Source organism: Kitasatospora sp. NPDC023118 (genome assembly GCF_055560875.1).
Map to the genome: position 1 here is coordinate 1 of NZ_JBVHHW010000080.1, position 4109 is coordinate 4109.

The window sequence follows — 4109 nt, forward strand, 5'->3', positions numbered from 1 at the left end:
ACTGCAGGGGGGACCCTGTGGGAGAGTAGGACGCCGCCGAACAATCATTCAGAAGAACCCCCATCCGGATTCCGGATGGGGGTTCTTCGCGTTTCGGCTCAGTGGTTCTGGGGCTCGTCCTCCCAGTCGTTCGGCTGCCCCTGTGCCTGAGTCGGCGTCGCCTCGGCAGATGCCGTCGGGGCATCCGACTGGGGCGCCTGCGGTGCCTGAGATCCCTGCGGTGCCTGCGGTGTCTGAGATCCCTGCGGTGCCTGCGGTGTCTGGGACGCCTGCACCGGCACCGCTGCCGTTCCCCAAGCAGGCCGGCCGAGCCACTTGTCGGCGCTGTTGGTGAGCCGGGCGACGCCCGTACCGTCCGGCCGCATGCTGTAGAGGTCGGGACCGGAGCCCGCGGGGGCCTGGGTGAAGACGATGGACTTGCCGTCGGGCGCGTAGGCGGCGGTGCCGTAGAAGGAGTTGGAGGGGGCGGGGGTGAGGGCGCCGATGGCGCTGCCGTCGGGGTGGACGGTGTAGATGCCGCCGCCGGGGGCGTTGTCGGGGCCCGCCGGGTAGGTGGTGAAGAGGATCTGGGTGCCGTCGGGGGACCAGCTCGCGCGGTCGCCGGCGCGCAGTTCCCAGGGGGTGAGCTGGCGGAGCCCGGTGCCGTCGGCGCTGACGATGTAGATGGCGCGGCCGTTGGCGGGCTGTCCGGTGGCGCTGGTGCGGTACTCGAAGGTGAGCTGCTTGCCGTCGGGGGACCAGCTGGGGTTGCTGACGGCACCGGAGTACGGCTTGTCGTTGGTGAGGAAGGTGAGCCGCTGGACGTTGGTGCCGTCGGGGCTCATCAGGTAGAGGTCCGAGTACTGGATCTGGTTGGCGTGGGCCTGGTCGAGGGCACCCCAGGAGCGGCTGAAGGCGAGCTGCTTGCCGTCCGGGGAGTAGGCGGGGGCGCGCTCGTCCTCGTTGGCGCAATCGGCGGTGCCGCTGCTGGTGTCGCAGAGTTGGCTGATCTGGTGGGCGTTGTCACCGGTGGCGGAGACCGTCCAGAGACGGGCGGCGCCGCTCCGCGGATCGGTTCGGTCGAAGGCGATGGCGCTGCCGTCGGGGGACCAGTCGGGACGGTCGTCGCTGGCGCGGTCGGGTGGCTGGGTGACCTGCTGCTGGGCGGTGCCGTCGGGAGCGAGGGTGATGATGGCGCTGGTGGTGCGGCGGGCGTCGGTGTAGGCCCGGCTGACGATCAGTCCGTTGTGCGCGGGGGTGGCGGCCGCGGCGCCGACCACACCGGGGGTTGCGGAAGGGGTCGGCTCGGAGGTGGCGGTGGGGGACTCCGGGCGGATCTCGGACAGCGGGATCTCCCCGGGCTCGGCCCCGCAGCCGGTGAGCAGGGTGCCCAGAAGCAGAAGGCCCGCACCGGCGGTTGCGCGGGTGCGGGCCTTGCTCATGGGGGACTGCCGTGTGCCGGTGATCCGTGCCATCTCCGTCTCCGACCTTTCCGACCGCTCCGACGTGTGCTCCGTCTCGGATCAAGGAGGAGATCCGGGACGGAGGCCCCTGGAAGGAGCTGTCACTGTGTCAGAAGGAGAGGGCCGATGGCCGGGCGACACGCGACGGATCGCGTTCACTCGGTCGCGCGGAGTAGAAGGTGGGATTCGGTCAGCCCCGGGCGGCGCGGCGCTCGGCCTTGGCGAGGGCCTCCGCCTCGTCCTCGGCCTCGGCGACCTCCAGTGTGGGTGCGGTGCCACCGAGGTGGGCGGGCTGCCACCAGGTGTCGTCCGGGTCGGAGGACTTGCCGGGGTACTGGCGCTGGGCCTGGTCGAGCATCTCGCTCATGGCGGCGCGCAGCTTTCTGGTGACCATGACGGGCTTGTCGTCCGGGCCCAGGTGAATCGGTTCGCCGATCATGATCGTCACCGGGACGTGGCGCTTGGTGAGGGTCTTCGGGCGGCCCTTGGTCCAGAGCTGCTGGGTGCCCCAGAGCACGACGGGCAGCAGCGGGGTGCCGGAGTCGGCGGCCATCCGGGCCGCGCCGGTCTTGAACTTCTTCAGCATGAACGAGCGGCTGATGGTCGCCTCGGGGAACACCCCGACGACCTCGCCGGCCTTGAGGGCGCGCACGGCGGCCTCGTAGGCGGGCTGGCCGTCGGTGCGGTCGACCGGGATGTGCTTCATGCCGCGCATCAGGGGGCCGGAGACGCGGTGCTTGAAGACGTCGTCCTTGGCCATGAAGCGGGTCTTGCGCTTTCCGCCGCGGTAGGCGCCGAGACCGGCGAAGAGGAAGTCCAGGTAGCTGATGTGATTGCTGACCAGCACCGCGCCGCCCTTGGCGGGGATGTGCTCGGCACCCACGATCTTGATCCGCACGTCGAGCGCACGGAAGGCGGTGAGTGCGGCGCCGATCACCGGCGGGTAGACGAACTCTGCCACGGTCAGTCCTGACTTCCACGGGCCGGAGCCCGGTACGGCGGTACCCGCGCCGTTGCGAGGGGGCCGACCGGAGCACGGCACGCCGCGGCGGTCACGGGTGATACACGGAGATGATCCCCCGAACGAGTGCCTGCTGTCACCTGAGGCGTGCGGTCAAGCGAATATTCGCGGTGTGATCTCCGTGATGAATCGGGCCGGGAACTTTTCCGGTCCCCGACCCCAGCGTGGTGGGTGGGTGGGTGGGTGGGCGCGGCGGCGGGGCGGCGGGGCGGTGGTGCCGGTCAGGCCCCGGCGCCGAGGCGGCCCTGGGCGCGCCGGACGATCGGGTACATCTCGCAGCCTAGGCAGTAGCCGAAGGCGGCGTTCAGGAAGGCCGCGGCCAGGGCGAAGGAGGTGGCCAGCAGGCCGAGCCAGGTGACTCCGGTGAGGTAGCCGAGGGTGCCCACGGAGGTGAAGACCAGGCCGACGCCCTGGGCGAAGCGCAGCGGCCGCTCGTCCTCGGTCGCGGTGGGCGGTGCCAGCCGGGGGAGGACGAAGGCCCGGAACAACAGGCCGTACGGGGAGAGCCGCAACCCGCCGCAGGCGCTGAGCGCGAAGACCAGGGCCTGGGCGGCGAGCAGGAGGCCGCTGCCGGTGATCAGGACGGCCGCCAGGACGATGGCGGTGAGCGCGGAGGAGAAGCGGGGACCGCGGGGGTCGGTCTGCACAGGGGCTCCGGGAGGGTCGCGACGGACGGCTGCGGCGGGGCGCGTCGATGTCAGCGGGAGGTGGTGGCCCGCCCCAGATCGACGACGCGACGGGAGGTCAGCAACGGCGGTGCGGTGCGCTCGGAATCCACCGGCCGATCGTACGCGGGCCCGGCGCCGGCGGTCGACCTCCCTTTCGGGGGCCGCGCGCGCTGCCGCAGACTGGAGGGATGACCGGATCGGTGGTGTGCGTTGTCGTGCTGGCGGTGGCGGCCACGTTCGGTCTGCTACGGGTCAGGCGCGACGGAAGGTTGAGGGTGCGCACCAAGGACGAGGCGATACGGCTGTCGGAGGCCGACCTGGGCGGGCCGCTCGGTGAGCGGGCGACGCTGGTGCAGTTCTCCACCGCCTTCTGCCAGCCGTGCCGGGCCACCAGGCGGGTGCTCGCCGAGGTGGCGGGGATGGTCGACGGGGTCGCGCACATCGAGGTGGACGCCGAGGCGCAGCTGGAGCTGGTCCGTCGGCTGGAGGTGCTGCGGACGCCGACCGTCCTTGTGTTGGACGCGGGTGGCCGGGTGGTGCGCCGGGCGGCGGGGATGCCGCGCAAGGCGGATGTGATCGCGGCGCTGGGGCAGGCGGTCTGAGGGCCGGCGGGGGCTCGCGCGCCGGTCTGCGCCACCCCGTGAGGTGGAGTCCACGCCCGCCTGGGGCAGGATGGGCGCAAGCGGCGGTGCTGCCGTCCCGGCGTAAGCTACTGGCCAGTAGTGACCACTGAGCTACTGGCGAGTATGCTGCCAGGAAGTTCCGGACCGGCACGGGAAACTCGCTGCCCGGAGCGGGTGCGTGGTGTGTCGCGCCCGCTTGCACCACCGCAGCCGCCGGACGAGACCAGTACAGGAGACAGGCCGTGAGCTTGAGGATCGTTGTCTGTGTGAAGTACGTGCCGGACGCGACGGGTGACCGTCGTTTCGCGGACGACCACACCACCGACCGGGAGGGCGTGGACGGCCTCCTGTCGGA

4 protein-coding genes and 1 pseudogene are annotated in these 4109 nt (G+C 71.6%); 2 read left to right on the forward strand and 3 right to left on the reverse strand.

Going from position 1 to position 4109, the window contains the following annotated elements:
• Positions 1–98: 98 nt before the first annotated feature.
• The 3 genes from ACZ3UD_RS37565 to ACZ3UD_RS37575 all read right to left on the reverse strand — a co-directional run bounded on the left by ACZ3UD_RS37565 (position 99) and on the right by ACZ3UD_RS37575 (position 3110).
• Positions 99–1454: a TolB family protein gene (locus ACZ3UD_RS37565; RefSeq protein ID WP_465598572.1), complete on the reverse strand. Its 1356-nt coding sequence runs from the start codon at positions 1452–1454 to the stop codon at positions 99–101.
• A gap of 178 nt (positions 1455–1632) precedes the next feature.
• A complete protein-coding gene (locus tag ACZ3UD_RS37570; RefSeq protein ID WP_465598575.1) occupies positions 1633–2403 on the reverse strand; it encodes a lysophospholipid acyltransferase family protein in 771 nt (256 codons plus the stop codon).
• 281 nt (positions 2404–2684) lie between these two features.
• Positions 2685–3110: a DUF4395 domain-containing protein gene (locus ACZ3UD_RS37575; protein WP_465598578.1), complete on the reverse strand. Its 426-nt coding sequence runs from the start codon at positions 3108–3110 to the stop codon at positions 2685–2687.
• A gap of 209 nt (positions 3111–3319) precedes the next feature.
• Here ACZ3UD_RS37575 and ACZ3UD_RS37580 point away from each other — a divergent pair, with 209 nt between their 5' ends.
• Entirely contained in the window at positions 3320–3733 is a 414-nt protein-coding gene (locus ACZ3UD_RS37580) for a thioredoxin family protein (protein ID WP_465598581.1), read from the forward strand.
• Between the two features lie 263 nt (positions 3734–3996).
• Positions 3997–4109 (forward strand): annotated as a pseudogene (locus tag ACZ3UD_RS37585) (electron transfer flavoprotein subunit beta); the annotation flags it as partial.

Excerpts from the sequence above, each read along its gene's own strand:
- ACZ3UD_RS37565 (WP_465598572.1), bottom strand. The coding sequence starts at position 1,454 with ATGGCACGGATCACCGGCACACGGCAGTCCCCCATGAGCAAGGCCCGC.
- ACZ3UD_RS37580 (WP_465598581.1), top strand. The coding sequence starts at position 3,320 with ATGACCGGATCGGTGGTGTGCGTTGTCGTGCTGGCGGTGGCGGCCACG.